General features: G+C 71.6%; 15 protein-coding genes. 8 read left to right on the top strand and 7 right to left on the bottom strand.

Going from position 1 to position 15,787, the window contains the following annotated elements; translation table 11 throughout:
- Window positions 1-11 precede the first annotated feature (11 nt).
- The 3 genes from ACWD1U_RS12190 to ACWD1U_RS12180 are packed head-to-tail and all read left to right on the top strand — an operon-like array spanning window position 12 to window position 3,405.
- The gene (locus tag ACWD1U_RS12190) at window positions 12-1,376 is read left to right on the top strand and encodes an FtsW/RodA/SpoVE family cell cycle protein (protein WP_451106776.1); all 1,365 of its coding nucleotides are present in this window, start codon (window positions 12-14) and stop codon (window positions 1,374-1,376) included.
- Window positions 1,373-2,851, top strand: coding sequence for a penicillin-binding transpeptidase domain-containing protein (locus tag ACWD1U_RS12185; protein ID WP_451106775.1), 1,479 nt, complete (start codon window positions 1,373-1,375; stop codon window positions 2,849-2,851). Before ACWD1U_RS12190 ends, ACWD1U_RS12185 begins: the two co-directional genes overlap by 4 nt.
- Window positions 2,852-2,895: 44 nt before the next feature.
- Window positions 2,896-3,405, top strand: coding sequence for a DUF3291 domain-containing protein (locus tag ACWD1U_RS12180; protein WP_451106774.1), 510 nt, complete (start codon window positions 2,896-2,898; stop codon window positions 3,403-3,405).
- Between the two features lie 84 nt (window positions 3,406-3,489).
- Here ACWD1U_RS12180 and ACWD1U_RS12175 read toward each other — a convergent pair whose 3' ends face one another.
- Window positions 3,490-4,623 carry a ferritin-like domain-containing protein gene (locus tag ACWD1U_RS12175; protein ID WP_451106772.1) on the bottom strand — a complete coding sequence of 378 codons (1,134 nt, stop codon included), beginning with the start codon at window positions 4,621-4,623 and terminating at the stop codon, window positions 3,490-3,492.
- 122 nt (window positions 4,624-4,745) lie between these two features.
- Here ACWD1U_RS12175 and ACWD1U_RS12170 point away from each other — a divergent pair, with 122 nt between their 5' ends.
- The 4 genes from ACWD1U_RS12170 to ACWD1U_RS12155 all read left to right on the top strand — a co-directional run bounded on the left by ACWD1U_RS12170 (window position 4,746) and on the right by ACWD1U_RS12155 (window position 8,241).
- Window positions 4,746-5,684, top strand: a complete 939-nt coding sequence (locus tag ACWD1U_RS12170; protein ID WP_451106771.1) for an AurF N-oxygenase family protein — start codon at window positions 4,746-4,748, stop codon at window positions 5,682-5,684.
- Between the two features lie 285 nt (window positions 5,685-5,969).
- Window positions 5,970-6,629 carry a TetR/AcrR family transcriptional regulator gene (locus ACWD1U_RS12165; RefSeq protein WP_451106769.1) on the top strand — a complete coding sequence of 220 codons (660 nt, stop codon included), beginning with the start codon at window positions 5,970-5,972 and terminating at the stop codon, window positions 6,627-6,629.
- Between the two features lie 4 nt (window positions 6,630-6,633).
- Window positions 6,634-6,957 carry a hypothetical protein gene (locus tag ACWD1U_RS12160; RefSeq protein WP_451106767.1) on the top strand — a complete coding sequence of 108 codons (324 nt, stop codon included), beginning with the start codon at window positions 6,634-6,636 and terminating at the stop codon, window positions 6,955-6,957.
- Between the two features lie 108 nt (window positions 6,958-7,065).
- Window positions 7,066-8,241, top strand: coding sequence for a C40 family peptidase (locus ACWD1U_RS12155; protein WP_451106766.1), 1,176 nt, complete (start codon window positions 7,066-7,068; stop codon window positions 8,239-8,241).
- Here ACWD1U_RS12155 and ACWD1U_RS12150 read toward each other — a convergent pair.
- Genes ACWD1U_RS12150 through ACWD1U_RS12130 form a run of 5 tightly spaced genes read right to left on the bottom strand, consistent with a single transcriptional unit; the run spans window position 8,205 to window position 13,989 of the window.
- Window positions 8,205-9,467, bottom strand: a complete 1,263-nt coding sequence (locus ACWD1U_RS12150) for a styrene monooxygenase/indole monooxygenase family protein (protein ID WP_451106764.1) — start codon at window positions 9,465-9,467, stop codon at window positions 8,205-8,207. The genes ACWD1U_RS12155 and ACWD1U_RS12150 overlap by 37 nt on opposite strands.
- A gap of 14 nt (window positions 9,468-9,481) precedes the next feature.
- On the bottom strand, window positions 9,482-10,129 hold the full coding sequence (locus tag ACWD1U_RS12145; RefSeq protein ID WP_451106763.1) for a GTP-binding protein: 648 nt from the start codon (window positions 10,127-10,129) through the stop codon (window positions 9,482-9,484).
- Complete coding sequence (locus tag ACWD1U_RS12140) at window positions 10,110-10,532, bottom strand: DUF742 domain-containing protein (protein WP_451106761.1); 423 nt, start codon at window positions 10,530-10,532, stop codon at window positions 10,110-10,112. The genes ACWD1U_RS12145 and ACWD1U_RS12140 overlap by 20 nt, the downstream gene beginning before the upstream one ends.
- Window positions 10,529-11,053: a roadblock/LC7 domain-containing protein gene (locus ACWD1U_RS12135; RefSeq protein ID WP_451106759.1), complete on the bottom strand. Its 525-nt coding sequence runs from the start codon at window positions 11,051-11,053 to the stop codon at window positions 10,529-10,531. The genes ACWD1U_RS12140 and ACWD1U_RS12135 overlap by 4 nt, the downstream gene beginning before the upstream one ends.
- Window positions 11,050-13,989, bottom strand: coding sequence for a nitrate- and nitrite sensing domain-containing protein (locus ACWD1U_RS12130; protein ID WP_451106758.1), 2,940 nt, complete (start codon window positions 13,987-13,989; stop codon window positions 11,050-11,052). Before ACWD1U_RS12130 ends, ACWD1U_RS12135 begins: the two co-directional genes overlap by 4 nt.
- A gap of 369 nt (window positions 13,990-14,358) precedes the next feature.
- Between ACWD1U_RS12130 and ACWD1U_RS12125 the strand changes: the two genes are divergently transcribed.
- On the top strand, window positions 14,359-15,144 hold the full coding sequence (locus ACWD1U_RS12125) for a protein phosphatase 2C domain-containing protein (protein ID WP_451106756.1): 786 nt from the start codon (window positions 14,359-14,361) through the stop codon (window positions 15,142-15,144).
- 16 nt (window positions 15,145-15,160) lie between these two features.
- Here ACWD1U_RS12125 and ACWD1U_RS12120 read toward each other — a convergent pair whose 3' ends face one another.
- The gene (locus ACWD1U_RS12120) at window positions 15,161-15,652 is read right to left on the bottom strand and encodes a MarR family winged helix-turn-helix transcriptional regulator (RefSeq protein WP_451106754.1); all 492 of its coding nucleotides are present in this window, start codon (window positions 15,650-15,652) and stop codon (window positions 15,161-15,163) included.
- Window positions 15,653-15,787: the final 135 nt, after the last annotated feature.

The raw sequence follows: 15,787 nt of genomic DNA, 5'->3' as shown, positions 1-15,787 counted from the left end.
AGGTTCCGGACATGAGCAAGGCCGGAATCACCGTGGCGACGGCGGACCCACCCGCGCCCGCCGTCCGCCGCCTCCCCCGGCGCCGGGGCATCGAACTCGCCCTCATCGTCCTGGCCGTACTGCTGTCGGTGTACGGCTACTGCGCCGTGGGCCTGGCCCAGCACGGCACCCTGCCCCCCGGTGCGGCCGGCTACGGCGCCGGGCTGGGCGTGCTGGCGCTGCTGGCCCATCTGGCCGTACGCCTGCGGGCCCCCTACGCCGACCCCCTCCTGCTGCCGATCGGCGTGCTGCTCAACGGGCTGGGTTTGGTGCTCATCTACCGGCTCGACCTGGAGACCCCGGGCGACCGGGCGGCACCGGCCCAGCTGGTCTGGTCGACGCTGGGTGTGGCGCTGTTCATCCTGGTCGTCCTGCTGCTGCGCGACCACCGGGTGCTGCAGCGCTACACGTACGTCTGCGTCGTCGCCGCCCTGGTACTGCTCACCCTGCCGATCCTGTTCCCGGCGGTGAACGGGGCCCGCATCTGGATCCGGGTGGCCGGGTTCTCCATCCAGCCGGGCGAGTTCGCGAAGGTGCTGCTGGCGGTGTTCTTCGCCGCGTACCTGGCCGCGAACCGCAACGCCCTCACCTGCACCGGCCGCCGCATCTGGAAGCTCCAGCTCCCCACCGGCCGGGTCCTCGGCCCGATCGTCGCGGTGTGGCTGGTGAGCGTCGGCGTCCTGATCCTGGAACGCGACCTGGGCACCTCTCTGTTGTTCTTCGGCCTGTTCGTCGTCCTCCTCTACGTCGCCACCGGCCGCACCGGCTGGATCGCCGTGGGCCTGCTGCTGGCGGCGCTGGGCGCGGTCGCCGTGGGCCGGCTGGAGCCGCACGTGCACAGCAGGATCGAGACCTGGCTGCACCCCTTCGCCTCCATCGAGGCCGGCGATGGCGCGAACCAGCTCGCCCAGTCCCTGTTCGCCTTCGCGGAGGGCGGCCTGCTCGGCACGGGCCTCGGCCTCGGCCACTCCGTCCTCATCGGCTTCGCCGTGAAGTCGGACTTCATCCTGGCCACGGCCGGTGAGGAACTGGGCCTGGTCGGCCTCTCCGCGATCTTCCTCCTCTACGGGCTGCTGGTGGAGCGTGGCTACCGGGCCGGCCTCGCCCTGCGCGAACCCTTCGGCCGGCTGCTCGCGGTCGGCCTCGCCTCGCTGGTGGCGTTGCAGGTGTTCGTGATCGCGGGCGGGGTGACCGGGCTGATCCCGCTGACCGGCATGGCGATGCCGTTCCTGGCGCAGGGCGGTTCGTCGGTGGTCACCAACTGGGCGATCGTGGCGCTGCTGGTCCGGGTGAGCGACTCGGCCCGGCGGCAGGGCGACGGGCAGGACACCCGGTGACGCGGCACATCCGGCACGCCGGCGTCTTCTGTGCGCTGCTGCTGGTGGCGCTGCTGCTGAACGCCGCCCGCGTCCAGGTCGTCCAGGCCCCCGAGTACGACCGCAACCCGGCCAACCGCCGCCCCGACATCACCCGTTACGAGGAGCCGCGGGGCGACATCCTGGTCGGCGGCCGGCCGATCACCGGCTCGAAGGACACCCGCGAGCACCTCCGCTACGAACGGACCTACACGGACGGCCCGTTGTACGCGCCGGTCACCGGCTTCGCCTCCCAGCTGTACGGGACGACGCTCCTGGAGCGCACCGAGGACGGCGTCCTGTCCGGCTCGGATCCGATGCTCGCTCCGTTCCCGCTGTGGAACGACTTCACGCGGGCACGGAGCACCGGCGGTGACGTCGTCACGACCCTCGACCCGGCCGCGCAGCAGGCGGCCTACCGGGGACTCGCCGGGCTCAAGGGCGCGGTCGCGGCGCTGGAACCGTCGACCGGCCGGATCCTGGCCCTGGTGTCCCGCCCGTCCTACGACCCCCAGCCGCTGTCCGGGAACGGGTCGGCGGCGGCCCGGGCCTGGACACGGCTCACCTCGGACAAGGACCGGCCGATGCTCAACCGGGCGGTACGCCACACGTATCCGCCGGGCTCGACCTTCAAGGTCGTCACCACGGCCGCCGCGCTGGACACCGGTGTGGTCACGGACCTCGACGCGCCGACCGACTCGCCCGACCCGTACACCCTGCCCGGGACGCGGACCCGCCTGACGAACGCGTCCCGGGGTTGCCGGAACGCCTCCGTGCGCGAGGCCTTCACCCTCTCCTGCAACACGGTGTTCGCCAAGCTCGGCGTCGAGGTCGGTGTGGGGGACATGACGGCCATGGCACACGCCTTCGGCTTCAACAACCCGTCGCTGCGGATCCCCTTCCCGGTGGCCCGGTCCACCTTCGACACCTCGCTCGACCGGGCGCAGCTCGGACTGTCGTCGATCGGCCAGTACAACACCCGCGCCACACCACTGCAGATGGCGATGGTCGCGGCGGCCGTGGCCAACGGCGGCCAGGTGCGGGAGCCGTACCTGGTGGAGCGCACGACCCGGCCGGGCGGCAGCGTCCTCGCGACCGCGGGCTCGCGCGCGGTCCGCCAGGCGATGTCCCCCTCGACGGCGGTCCGGCTGCGCGCGTTGATGCGGGAGGTGGTCGAGAACGGCTCAGGGCGCCGGGCCGCGATCCGCGGCGCCAAGGTCGGCGGCAAGACCGGCACCGCGCAGCACGGCCGCCGCAACTCCGGTACGCCGTACGCCTGGTTCGTCTCCTGGGCACAGGGTGACCGCGATCCGGCGCCACGGGTGGCGGTCGCGGTGGTCGTGGAGGACGCCGAGGCGGAGCGCCGGGACATCAGCGGGGGCGGCGACGCGGCGCCGATCGCGCGGGCGGTGATGGAGGCGGTGCTCAAGTCCCGCCCGCAGGTGCCCGGTCGGTGAGACGGGACTACCACGGCCGGGGCTCCCGACCTAACGTTCGGTGCATGACTCAGCCTGCCACCGCGTATGAACTCGCCGAGGTCAACATCGGCCGCCTCAAGGCACCGCTGGACTCCCCGCAGCTGAAGGACTTCGTAGACGCCCTCGACCCGGTGAACGCCGACGCCGACGCGGCCGACGGTTTCGTCTGGCGCCTGCAGAGCGACACGGGCAACGCCACTGATGTGCCCGTCTTCGGGGACTCCTGGCTGATCCTCAACATGTCGGTGTGGCGCGACATCGACTCCCTGACCGCGTACATGTACCAGGGCAGGCACCGGGAGATGCTCGCCCGTCGCCGCGAGTGGTTCGAGCGGGTCCAGGAGGCCATGGTCACCCTGTGGTGGGTCCCTGCGGGTCACCGCCCCACGGTCGCCGAGGCGGAGTCCCGCCTCCTCCACATCCGCACCCACGGCCCGACCCCGTACGCCTTCACGCTGCGGACGCAGTTCCCGCCCCAGGGGGCGACACCACTGATCGGCGAGGTGCCGGAGGGGCTGGGCTGCTCGGCCTAGCGGCGGCGGTCGGCGGCGGTGAGGTACGCCTGGCGCAGCCGGCGTACCCAGGCGGATATGCCGATCCGCCCGTCGAACGAGTGATCAATCCTCGACCCGTCGACCGGTTTCGATCGCCCCCTGCACCTCCGCCACCCGCTCCTTCTCCTCCGCCGCGAAGCGCTCGGCGTCCAACTGCTCGGCGATCTCCTCGTCCTGGGTCATCAGCAGGTCCAGATCGGAGTCGCCCATCTCCAGGACGCCCATGTCGACGTAGGCCTGCTGGAGGCGTTTGCCCCACAGGCCGATGTCCTTGACGCAGGGGACGATGCGGCTGAAGAGGAGTTTGCGGAACAGGGCGAGGAATTCGGACTGTTCGCTGTACTCCTCGGCCTCGGGCTTCGGGATGCCGAAGTTCTCCAGGACCTCCACGCCCCGCAGCCGGTCGCGCATGAGGTAGCAGCCCTCGATGACGAACTCCTCGCGCTCCCTCAGCTCGGCGTCGGTGAGCTGCTTGTAGTAGTCGCGCAGGGCCATCCGGCCGAAGGCCACGTGCCGGGCCTCGTCCTGCATGACGTAGGCGAGGATCTGCTTCGGCAGCGGCTTGTCCGTCGTGTCCCTGATCATGCCGAAGGCCGCCAGCGCGAGGCCCTCGATCAGCACCTGCATGCCCAGGTACGGCATGTCCCAGCGCGAGTCGCGCAAGGTGTCCCCCAACAGGGACTGGAGGTTGTCGTTGATCGGGTACAGCAGTCCGATCTTCTCGTGCAGGAAACGGCCGTAGATCTCGGCGTGCCGGGCCTCGTCCATCGTCTGGGTCGCGGAGTAGAACTTGGCGTCCAGGTCGGGGACCGACTCCACGATCCGGGCGGCGCAGATCATCGCGCCCTGCTCGCCGTGCAGGAACTGGCTGAACTGCCAGGAGGCGTAGTGCCGCCGCAGATCGCCCTTGTCCTTGTCCGTCAGCTTCGCCCAGTGCCGGGTCCCGTACAGCGACATCGCCTCGTCGGGAGTCCCCAGCGGATCGTACGGATCCACCTCCAGCTCCCAGTCGATCCGCTTCTGCCCGTCCCACTGCTTGTCCTTGCCCTTCTGGTAGAGGGCCAGGAGGCGGTCGCGGCCGACACCGTCACGTCGGCCTGGAAAGACGGCCTCCCAGTCGAAACGGGCCGCACCGGTCGCCGGCACCTGCCACACGGGCTCTTCGGGTTCCTTGGCGTACAGGTCGAAGGTCGGCATGTCCCGCAGGCTCACACGTGGTAGACGCCGGGTCAACAAGTCGCGCACAGGGGATTGACGAGCTTGCTGACAGGCAGTCTCATAAGGGGGACGGTGACGTGTGCACAACGAGGTGGGCAGCCATGACGACCCTGACGGAAGCCGACGCGCTCGACGGCCTGCGCGATGCCCTCGGCCTGCTGAAGGACCGGGAGCAGGTGGCCCAGCGGCTGCTCGACTCCTCAGCCAGGCACTCCTTCGACCCGGACCAGGAACTGGACTGGGACGCGCCCTTCGAGGAGGGCAAGTGGTTCTGGCCGCCGGAGCTGGTGTCGCTGTACGACACCCCGCTCTGGAAGCGGATGAGCGAGGAGCAGCGGATCCTGCTCTCCCGGCACGAGGCGGCGGCGCTGGCCTCCCTCGGCATCTGGTTCGAGATCATCCTCATGCAGCTGCTGGTCCGGCACATCTACGACAAGGCGGCGACGAGCGCGCACGTCCGCTACGCGCTCACCGAGATCGAGGACGAGTGCCGGCACTCCAAGATGTTCGCCCGGCTGATCACCCGCGGCGGCACGCCCTACTACCCGGTCAGCCGCCCGCACCAGCACCTGGGCCGCCTGTTCAAGACCATTTCGACGACCCCGGGTTCCTTCACGGCGACCCTGCTGGGCGAGGAGGTCCTCGACTGGATGCAGCGCCTGACCTTCCCCGACGAACGCGTCCAGACCCTCATCCGGGGCGTCACCCGCATCCACGTCGTGGAGGAGGCCCGCCACGTCCGCTACGCCCGCGAGGAACTCCGCCGCCAGATGGTGACGGCCCCCAAGTGGTCCCAGGAGTTCACCCGCGTCACCTCCGGCGAGTTCGCCCGCGTCTTCTCGGTGGCGTTCGTGAACCCCGACGTCTACACGAACGTGGGCCTGGACAAGCGGGAGGCCCTCGCCCAGGTCCGGGAGAGCGGGCATCGCCGGGAGGTCATGCGCAACGGCTCCAGGCGGCTGACGGACTTCCTCGACGACATCGGGGTGTTGCGCGGGGTCGGGCGACGGCTGTGGAAGTCGTCGGGGTTGCTGGCGTAGCGGTCCGGACGATCGGACGCCCCGCCCGGTGGGTCCGGATGGGGCGTCGCAGTGCTCTCGCTGCTCGTCCGGTGCGGGGCGACCCTCCAGCGCGGAACTCGGCCCGGAGGGCCGACAGTCCGCTCTTCGGGGACGGCCCCCCGGACGCGGCCCCGACCCACCACCGCCCCGCAGGCGCAGGTGCGCACCCCCACCGAAGCAGCCACAGGCCGCCGCAGGCTCCCCGCTCCACCGCCGGACGGCAACCGCCACGCAGCCCCCCGACGCCCCGATTACGCTGCGAGCATGACACCAGCCGCCCCCACCCCCGCCTACCGGCGACTCAGCGTCGAGGAACGCCGCAGCCAGCTCCTCACCTCGGCACTGAACCTCTTCGCCCACCGCGCCCCGGAGGAGGTCTCCCTGGACGACGTGGCGGAGGCGGCCGGGGTGTCACGGCCCCTGGTGTACCGGTACTTCCCCGGCGGCAAGCAGCAGCTCTACGAGGCCGCCCTGCGCTCCGCCGCCGACGAGCTCCAGCACTGCTTCGACGAACCACGCGAGGGCCCCCTCCTCCCCCGTCTGTCCCGCGCCCTCGACCGCTACCTCACCTTCGTCGACCAGCACGACACCGGCTTCAGCGCCCTCCTCCAGGGCGGCAGCGTCGTGGAGACCTCACGCACCACCGCCATCGTCGACGGTGTCCGCCGTATCGCCGCCGAGCACATCCTCAGCCACCTGCGGGCCACGGACCCGGGGCCCCGCCTGCGCATGACCATCCGCATGTGGATCACCGCCGTGGAGGCGTCGTCGCTCATCTGGCTCGACGAGGACAAGCAGCCCCCCGCCGGGGAGCTCCGCGACTGGCTCGTCGAGCAGTTCGTCGCCATGCTGACCGTGACCGCCCGCCGCGACCCGCAGACCGACGCCCTGGTCCGGGCCCTCGCCGAGGATGTCCGACACTGATCCCGTGAAGAGCGAAGACACCCCGTTCGAGGGCGGCCCCATGGACGGCAGGATCCTGCCCGTCCTGCTCGGCATCACCGGGCACCCGCCCAAGACGTACCGCATCCCCGTCCCGGCCCCCGACGGCGGCCCGCCCACGATCCTGGTCTATCGCCGCGTACCCCGGGGACAGGGCAAGGTCGGCCTGACCAACCGCTGGAAGTACGCCTACGCCCCCGAGGGCGCCCCGGCCCGCCGGCTCAACTGGCCCTGGTCGAAGCCGGACGCCACGCCACCCGGCAAGCCAGACGCCACGCCGCCGAGCAAGCCGGACGACGCCGACGGGTGACCTGGTTGCGCCGAACCGCGCACACCCACCGGGCACACCACGCTCACCCGCCTGATCCTCACGAGTGTCCGGTGGCCGAAAGGCCGCCCCCGCAACGGAGGTGATGGCATGTCGGCAAGACTCGTGCGTCTGGTCTGCGTCGCGGCGACGGCGGCGACAACGCTCCTCTCCCCCACCCCGGCCGCAGCCGCCCCGGACCCCGACCTCGCACAGGACGTCTCCGTCGCCGGTCTCCTGACAGATCTTCAGGAGCTGTACCGGAAGGCGGAGGAGGCCACCGAGGCCTACAACGCCACCGAGGAGAAGCTGAAGGAGCAGCGCGCCGAGACCGACCGCCTGGACCGCGCCCTCGTACGCGCCCGGCTCTCCCTGCACGACAGCCGGGCAGCGGCCGGCCGGCTGGCCCGGCAGCAGTACCAGAGCAGCACCGACATCTCCCCGTACGTACGTCTGCTCCTGGCCCGCGACCCGCAGCACGCGATCGAGCAGGGGCATGTGATCGGCCGGCTCGCGCGGGAGCGGGCCGACACCGTCGGCCGGCTCACCGGTGACGAGCGCAAGGCCCGTGACCTGGCCCGCAAGTCCCGCAAGTCCCTGGACAGGCAACTCGCGCTCGCCGAGCGGCGCGAGAAGGAACGGGACGAGGTCCGCACACGCCTCGGGGACGTCGAGGAATTGCTCGCCTCCCTCAGCCGCGACCAGCTGACCGCGCTCGCCGAGTTGGAGGAGGACGGCATCACGGAGGCCCAGGAGAAGTTCATGGCGTCCGGCGCACTCAGCGGCAGCGGCGGCAGCAGGAGCAGCGTCCGTCGGCCGACGGCCGAGGGCGGCCGGGCCGTCCGCTACGCCGTACGGCAGCTCGGCAAGCCGTACGAGTGGGGCGCGGAGGGCCCGAAGGCGTACGACTGCTCGGGACTGACCTCGCAGGCCTGGGCCGCGGCCGGGACGCCCGTCCCCCGGACCAGCCAGGAGCAGTGGAAGCGGCTGGAGCGGATCCCGCTGGACGAGCTGCGCCCGGGCGACCTGGTCGTGTACTTCCCCGAGGCCACGCACGTGGCGCTGTACCTGGGGGACGGCATGGTCGTCCAGGCACCCCGCCCGGGCGCGAAGGTGAAGGTGTCACCGATCGCGGCCAACCCGGTCCTGGGCGCCGTACGCCCGGACCCGGACGGGAAGCCCCTGCGGCGGTACCAGCCGCCGGAGCTCCCTGAGGGTGCCACGGACGGGCCGGACGAGGGCTACGAGGGTTACGCGGCGCCCGCGCCGGACGCCTCGGCCAGGTAGGCCTGGGTCTTGTCCGGGTCGTAGAGGAAGTTCTCGAAGTCGGACGGGTCGTTGAAGCCGTTGGCGAAGCGGTCGGCGACCGGCTGGATCCCACCGGCGGCGCCGATGAGGTTCAGGACGTGCTCAGGCGGCGGGGCGAGCATCGCGTTGGTCCACTTGGTGACGTGCTGGGCGGTGTTCCAGTAGCGGTCGAAGGTGGACCGCATCCACTCCTCGTCGAACGGCTTGTCGCCGTGCTCGACGATCGAGGCGAGGTAGGCGGCGGCGCACTTGGAGGCCGAGTTGGAGCCCTGTCCGGTGATCGGGTCGTTGGCGACGACCACGTCGGCGACGCCGAGGACCAGCCCGCCGCCGGGGAGGCGGCCGATGGGGTTGCGGACGGTGGGGGCGTAGCGGCCGGCCAGTGTGCCGCCGGCGTCGGTCAGTTCGACCTTGGTGGCCCGCGCGTACTCCCAGGGAACGTACCGCTCCATGAGTTCCAGAGTCAGGGAGAGGTGCTCAGCGGGGTCCTTGACGCCGTTGAAGGCGTCGAGGGGGCCGCCGGGTACGCCCTCCCAGAACAGGATGTCGGCGCGGCCGGAGGTGGTCAGGCACGGCATCACGAAGAGTTCGCCGACGCCCGGCACGAGGTTGCAGCGGACCGCTTCGGTGCCGGGGTGCTCGGGGCGCGGGCCGAGGCCGTGGACGTACGACACGGCCAGCGCCCGCTGGGGCTCGCTGTAGGGGGACCGCTCCGGGTCGCGGGCGAACATCTGCACCAGCTCGCCCTTGCCCGCCGCGACCAGCACCAGGTCGTACGTGCGGGAGAAGTAGTCGAGGTCGCCCACGGCCGCGCCGTGGATGACGAGCTGGCCTCCGCGCTGGGCGAACGTCTCCATCCAGCCGGCCATCTTCACTCGCTGGTCGATCGACTGGGCGTATCCGTCGAGGCGGCCCAGCCAGTCGATGGCCCGGGCGGAGGGGCCCTCGGCCCAGGAGCCGGGGGCGGCGACCGAGACACCGAGCCCTTCGATCTTCGGGGCCTGGGGCTCCCAGAAGTTCAGCTGAAGATCACGCTCGTGCTGCAGTGCCGTGTGGAACATGCACTGCGTCGACATGACCCGGCCCGTGCGGATCTCGTCCGCCGTCCGGTTGGACATCAGGGTGACCTCGTACCCCTGCGACTGGAGGCCGAGAGCTATCTGGAGCCCGGACTGACCGGCTCCGACGACGAGTATCTTCCGCATGCGGGGCTGTTCCTCTACTCGGGGGTTTCGTCGAGCGCGTGGCCCACGAGGGCCAGGAGGGTCTCGATCACGGAGATCCGGCGACGCGCGTCCATGATCATGACAGGTATGTGTTGCGGGATGGTCAGGGCCTCCCGCACGTCCTCCGGCTCGAACATCTCGCTGCCGTCGAAGTGGTTGACCGCGACCACGTACGGCAGTCCGGAGCTCTCGAAGTAGTCCAGGACCGGGAAGCTGTCCTTCAGACGCCGTGTGTCGGCCATGACGACGGCGCCGATCGCGCCGCGCACGATGTCGTCCCACATGAACCAGAACCGCTGCTGGCCCGGGGTGCCGAACAGGTAGAGCACCAGGTCGTCGTCGAGCGTGATGCGCCCGAAGTCCATGGCCACGGTGGTGGTGGTCTTGCCCGGCGTGGCGGTGAGGTCGTCGGTGGCCTCGCTCGCCTCGGTCATCAGCGCCTCGGTCTGCAGGGGCGTGATCTCCGAGGCGGAGGTGACGAGCGTGGTCTTGCCCACGCCGAAGCCACCCGCCACCACGATCTTCGTGGCGATGGGGGCCCGGGTGCGGTCCGTCTGCCAGGCGTGCATGCCCTCGTCGGGCTCGGCGAACGGGGATGTAGCGGAGACGCCGTGAGCGGCGTCAGAGACGACGGAGTCCACTCAGCACCCTTTCCAGCAGAGCTCGGTCCGGGCGGCCCGTGCCGTGGCCGGTTCCCGTTCCGTACACACGGATCTTTCCCTGGTCCGCGAGGTCGCTGAGGAGTACGCGGACCACGCCGAGCGGCATCTTCAGCAGCGCGGCGATCTCGGCCACCGTACGCATCCGGCGGCACAGTTCGACGATGGCCCGCAATTCCGGCATCACACGGGTGGAGAGGGAGCCGTTCGTGAGCTCCTTGCGCTCCTCCGCGGCGTCCAGCGCGGCCGTGCTCGCCACGAACGTCTCCACGAGGAGGACGTGGCCGAAGCGGGTCCGGCCGCCGGTGAGAGAGTAGGGGCGGACCCGGGCGGGTTTGCGCTCACCACCGCGGACCGGGAGCTGGTGCTTGGGCGTACTGCTCATCGGGCACTCCCCGCCGTCTGGGACTCCTCCAGGGATTTTCGGAGCTCGCTGCGGAGTTCCGGCGTCAGGACATGGCCGGCGCGGCCCACGAACAGGGCCATGTGGTACGCCACCACGCTCATGTCGCAGTCCGCGGAGCCGTGGACGCCGAGCAGCGAGCCGTCGCTGATGGACATCACGAACAGAGTGCCCTCGTCCATCGCGACCATCGTGTGCCGGACCCCGCCGAACTCCATCAGCCTGGCGGCGCCGACGGTGAGGCTGCCGATACCGGAGACGATGGTGGCCAGGTCGGCGGCGGAGCCGCGTGGTCCGGTCCGCCGGGTCCCGCGGGAGTGCAGGGCCTCGCGGGCCTCCTTGTTGCGGTGGTCGTCCGAGGACAGCAGAAGCAGTCCGTCGGACGAGACGACCGCGACCGAAAGGATGCCGGGGACCTCCTCGACGAGGTTGGTCAGCAGCCAGTGCAGGTTGCGGGCCTCACTGCTCAGTCCGATCAGTCCGAAGGTACTGGGAGCGGTCAACTGCTTGCCTCCTCGACTGTGCCCCCCGTGGCTTCTTCGGATTCAGCTGGTACTGCTGTGCCGGTGGCCGGCCGCTTGTGCGAGGCCGTCTGCTCGGCGATCTCCGCCTCCACGTCCCGGTAGCCGGCCTGGGCGCCCTGGCGGAAGCCGCCGAGGCGGCGGCGGAGGACGTCGGCGTCGACCGACCCGCCGCGCTGGCGCGGGGTCGTGGCCGGAGCGGTGATCTTGGGAGTGCGCTTGGGGAGGCCCTTGTCGGTGACGCGGTCCTCTTCGTCGTCGGCTGCGCGTTCGTGTTCCGCCTCGGCTTCGCCTTCGGCGGTCACGTTCCCACCCGCACCCCCCGTGCGGGTCGCGCCGTCGGGTGCGGGTGCACCCTGTGGGGCCGATTCGCCGTCGGGCGCGGGCTCGTGGCGCATCGGCTCCGGTTCCGCCTGCGGCGCGGACTCCGCCACACCCGGCGCTGCCGCGTCCGATGCCGCCCGCGGTGCCGGGAGCAGCAGCTCCATCGTGGTCTCGGCAGGGGTTTCCAGCGGTGCCGCCGGTACGGATTCCGCGGATGCGGCCGGTTCTGCCGCGTCCGCCCGAGCCGCCGGTGCTGCCCCTTCCGCGGGTTCCGGGTGCTCCGCGGCCTCCGCGGCATCCGTGGCCGCCCGGGACTCCGCGTGCCCCTCGTGGCCGGCGGCCCCCGCCTCCTCCCGCTGCACCGCCTTCTCCGCCAGTGCCACCAGCGGGTCGCCGCCCGCCGTGCGGCCGGGCAGGACGTTGGAGTTGGCCTCGGCGTCCGCGCCGGGGAAGGAGTAGGAGTGGGTGGTGCCGGAGAGGGGACCGGAGGCCGGGACGGCCGCGGGCGTGGCGGCCGCCAGCAGCGTGCGGGGCAGGACGACGACCGCCGCGACACCGCCCTGCTTCTGCTCACGCAGCTGCACGCGCACACCGTGGCGGTGGGCGAGGCGGGCCACGACGTACAGGCCGAGGCCGAGACCGTCCTCGCCCTCCTGGTCGTAGGGCGACTCCGGGTCGAAGTCGGACAGGCGGGCGTTGAGGCGCTCCAGCCGGTCCTCGGTCATACCGATGCCCTCGTCCTGGACGGAGAGCATGACCTCGCCGTTCTCCAGCAGCCAGCCGGAGATCTCCACGGGCAGGTCGGGCGGGGAGAACGAGGTGGCGTTCTCCATGAGTTCGGCCAGCAGGTGGGAGAGGTCGTCCGCGGCGAACCCGGCGATGTGCGCGTGCGGCGGCAGCGCGGCGATCCGGACCCGCTCGTACCGCTCGATCTCGCTGACGGCGGCACGGACGACGTCCACGAGCGGCACGGGCCCGGCCGCGTGCTGGACGTGCTCGGTACCGGCGAGAACCAGGAGGTTCTCGCTGTGCCGGCGCATGACCGTCGCGAAGTGGTCGAGCTTGAACAGCGTGGCGAGGCGGTCCGGGTCCTGCTCGCGCTCCTCCAGGTTCTCGATGACGGCCAGTTGCCGCTCGACCAGGCCCAGGGTGCGCAGCGCGAGGCTGACGAACGTACCGCCGATGGCCGTACGCAAACGCTCCAGGTGGGCGGCGGACTCGGCGAGTTCGCCGCGCAGTTCCTCGCGGGCGTCGGCCATCTTCTGGCGCTGGCCGACGAGGTGCTTGCGGTCGGCCTCCAGCGTGGTGATCCGCTCGGTGAGGGCCGCCGCGTGCGCGCGCAGGGCGTTGACGGAGCGCACGACCTGGGCGAACTCGTCGTTGCGGCCGGTGAACTTCACCGGCTCCTCGGCCCCCGGGTCCTCGGCCTCGGCGAGGCGCTTGGAGCCCAGGCGCAGGACGGCGAGGGGACGCGTGAGGCTGCGGGCCATGCCCGTGGCGACGCCGACGGCGAGCAGCATGAGGGCGCCGAGGACGGCGATGCGGATCTCCAGCGCGGTGACATCGTCGTCACGCAGCGCCTCGAGGTCCTTGGTGCGGCGGTCGTAGAGGGCGGACTCCACACCGCGCATCAGGTCGACACGGGCGGAGAGGGCCGCGTCCAGCTTCTTGGTGCCGGTGGAGAGTTCGCTGCCGGAGAGGGTCGGCTGGTCGGTCAGGGTCGCGAGGTACGTGTCGGCGGAGTTGACCTCGGTGCCGGTGACCGTGCTGTCGAACGAGCTGCGGGCCGCCTTGGGCGCGGTGTCGCGGAAGTCGGCCAGGGCCGCGTCGGAGCGCAGCCGGGCCTGCTGGGCGGCGGCGCTCAGGGCGTCGCGCTGCCGGGTGTCGGCGTCCGAGGAGGTGGAGGTCCGGGTCGGCAGGCCGGTGACGGGGTCGATGACCGTCCCGGTGCTGCGCGGCACGCTGAGCGCGGCGAGCAGCAGGCCGCGGGCCGCGGCGGCCTGCTGGACGGCGGAGTCCAGTTCGGCCAGGGCGTGGCCGCCGGAGCCGGCGCGCGGCGGTGTCTGCTGCGCCAGTTCCTCGGCGAGCCGGTGGAGTTCGGTGATGGTCGTGGAGTACGCCTGGTGCGCTTCGAGCGCGCTGCTCTTGCCGGTGAGCGCCGCCCTGCGCACGGCCGCTATGCCGTCGAGGTCGGACCGGAGCGAGGCGGGCGTGTCGGTGTCGGAGCGCAGCTCCTCGACCTGCCGGTCCACGCGGGCGCTGCGCTGCTCGGAGGGCGCCTTGGACTTGGGGCGGCCGGCCGCGATGTAGGCGGTGATGTCGTCGCGCTCGTCGGCGAGGGAGTGCGCGAGGACGAGGGCGTCCTGCGTCTGTTCCGCGAGCGTCACCAGCCCTTGTGACTCGTGGAGTTGCCCGGAGGCGGCCAGGACGGAAGGCGTCCCGGCCCCGGCGATGGCCGCGGCGACCACGGCGACGGCGACGATCAGCCGGTTGCGGACATGTGTGAGGCGGCCCTTGCCGGTGAGTGGCGTCGGCTCAGCTCCCTGATCGGTGGCCGTCTGCTTGCCTGTGCGACGAGGCCGCGTCTTCTGCACCGGTGCTCGCATTCCTGACTCGTGAACCCTTGGGTCCGGGTGACGCTCCGTCGACTGGCGCGTACTCCCGGTACACTTCCCGACCCTCCCAGCGCCGGTGGGCAGCGCACGCGCATCACCTGACCCGCCACCCGAAGGAGTGAACCCCGGAGGGGAGTTGAGGGGCAAGTTCCGTCGACCCTCACAGCGGCCTTGCGCGGCACGCCGGTTGGACGACGATGGCGGGCCGGTGGCAGTATTCGCCACCACGCCTTCCCGGAGCAAAGCATTCCATCCCAAACAGGGCCCCCGACCCGCCCGGGGACGCCGATCCGGCAGCCGTCGCCGACCATTTGCGGACCTTGTGAAGGGCTCGTGCAGACTGGCTGGATGCGCACTGAACTCGCCTCGGAACCCGGAGACGCGGACCACCCGAACGAGGACTTCGCCGGCGTCGGACTACCGGCCTCGGGGCAGGGCGGCTGCGTCGTCGTCCTGGACGGGGTCACGCCGCCGAAGACCGGGACGGGCTGTCTGCATTCCGTCCCCTGGTTCACCGCACGCCTCGGCGGAGCACTGACCGAACTGACCGTTTCACTCCCGGATGTCCCTCTGGTAGGCGCCTTGTCCCGCGCCATCGCGCGTACCGCCGAAGCGCACGCCGCAACCTGTGACCTTTCTCACCCCCGCACTCCGCAGGCCACGGTGGTCGCGGCTCGCTGGACCCCGGCCGCGGTGGAGTACCTGGTCCTGTCGGACTCGGCTCTCCTCGTGGAGTCCCCGGACGGTGCGGTGACGCCCGTCCTGGACGACCGGCTGGCCCTTCTCCCCCGCTCGGCCCTGGCCACGGACGCGCTGGTGGACGCGACGCTGCGTAACAAGGAGGGCGGCTTCTTCACGGCGGCGGCCGATCCGTCGGTGGCCCGGCGAGCGGTGACCGGCACCCTGCCCCGCCACGAGGTCCGCGCCCTGGCCGCCCTGACGGACGGCGCCGGCCGCTGGGTGGAGCGGTTCGAGGAGGGCGACTGGGCGGACTGCTTCCAGCTGGTGCGCAAGGAGGGACCGCAGGCGCTGGTGGACCGCGTGCGGGAGCTGGAGCGATCGGATTCGGCCAGGACGTTCCTCGGCCGGAGCAAGACGCACGACGACGCGACGGTCGTGTACGTCGAGTTCTAGGCACTCGGCGCCGGGGCTACTTCTCCATGCCGCGGTTGAGCTGGTGCAGCAGCCGGGCCAGTTCCGTGACCTCGCGGGTGTCCCAGTCGGCGAGGCGGCCGGCGTAGCGGGCGCGGCGGGCCTCCCGGACCCGGCGGACGCGGTCGTGCCCCTCCTGGGTCAGGGCGACCAGCCAGGCCCGCCCGTCGGCGGGGTCGGGCTCGCGGGCGACCAGGCCGAGCTCCTCCAGAGCGCGCAGCTGGCGGGACATCGTGGCCTTGCCGACGCCGATGTAGGCGGCGAGTTCGGTGGCCCGCTGCCGGCCGAACTCGTCCAGCCGGACGAGCAGCCCGTACGCGGACGATTCCAGGTCGGGGTGGACCTCGCGGGCCATCTCGCCCTGACTGGCCCGGGCGCGCCGCAGCAGCACGGTCAGCTCGCGCTCCAGCGCGAGGAAGGCAGGCTGGTCCACACCGCTTCCGGCCGCACCGGCATCGCGGTTTTCGTCCTCGTTGCCGTCCTCGTGCACGTAAGTCCTGCCTCAGTCGTCGCCGGGTACCTGCATTTTCCGCCACTCGCGGGCATCGCCGCAGCTCGGCAAGTATTCCGCAGGTCACGGCGTATGCCTACACAGGGTCACCACACGGTGAAGGCCCGGCTTCCC

The sequence above is a fragment of the Streptomyces sp. NPDC002788 genome, assembly GCF_053592115.1.
Note: the sequence above shows the minus strand (reverse complement) of the source record. Positions and strands in the feature narration are given on the sequence as shown.

Bases quoted from the DNA above. Each gene is read 5' to 3' on its own strand.
- ACWD1U_RS12190 (WP_451106776.1), top strand. From the start codon at position 12: ATGAGCAAGGCCGGAATCACCGTGGCGACGGCGGACCCACCCGCGCCC.
- ACWD1U_RS12180 (WP_451106774.1), top strand. From the start codon at position 2,896: ATGACTCAGCCTGCCACCGCGTATGAACTCGCCGAGGTCAACATCGGC.
- ACWD1U_RS12175 (WP_451106772.1), bottom strand. From the start codon at position 4,623: ATGCCGACCTTCGACCTGTACGCCAAGGAACCCGAAGAGCCCGTGTGG.
- ACWD1U_RS12170 (WP_451106771.1), top strand. From the start codon at position 4,746: ATGACGACCCTGACGGAAGCCGACGCGCTCGACGGCCTGCGCGATGCC.
- ACWD1U_RS12165 (WP_451106769.1), top strand. From the start codon at position 5,970: ATGACACCAGCCGCCCCCACCCCCGCCTACCGGCGACTCAGCGTCGAG.
- ACWD1U_RS12155 (WP_451106766.1), top strand. From the start codon at position 7,066: ATGTCGGCAAGACTCGTGCGTCTGGTCTGCGTCGCGGCGACGGCGGCG.
- ACWD1U_RS12150 (WP_451106764.1), bottom strand. From the start codon at position 9,467: ATGCGGAAGATACTCGTCGTCGGAGCCGGTCAGTCCGGGCTCCAGATA.
- ACWD1U_RS12140 (WP_451106761.1), bottom strand. From the start codon at position 10,532: ATGAGCAGTACGCCCAAGCACCAGCTCCCGGTCCGCGGTGGTGAGCGC.
- ACWD1U_RS12125 (WP_451106756.1), top strand. From the start codon at position 14,359: ATGCGCACTGAACTCGCCTCGGAACCCGGAGACGCGGACCACCCGAAC.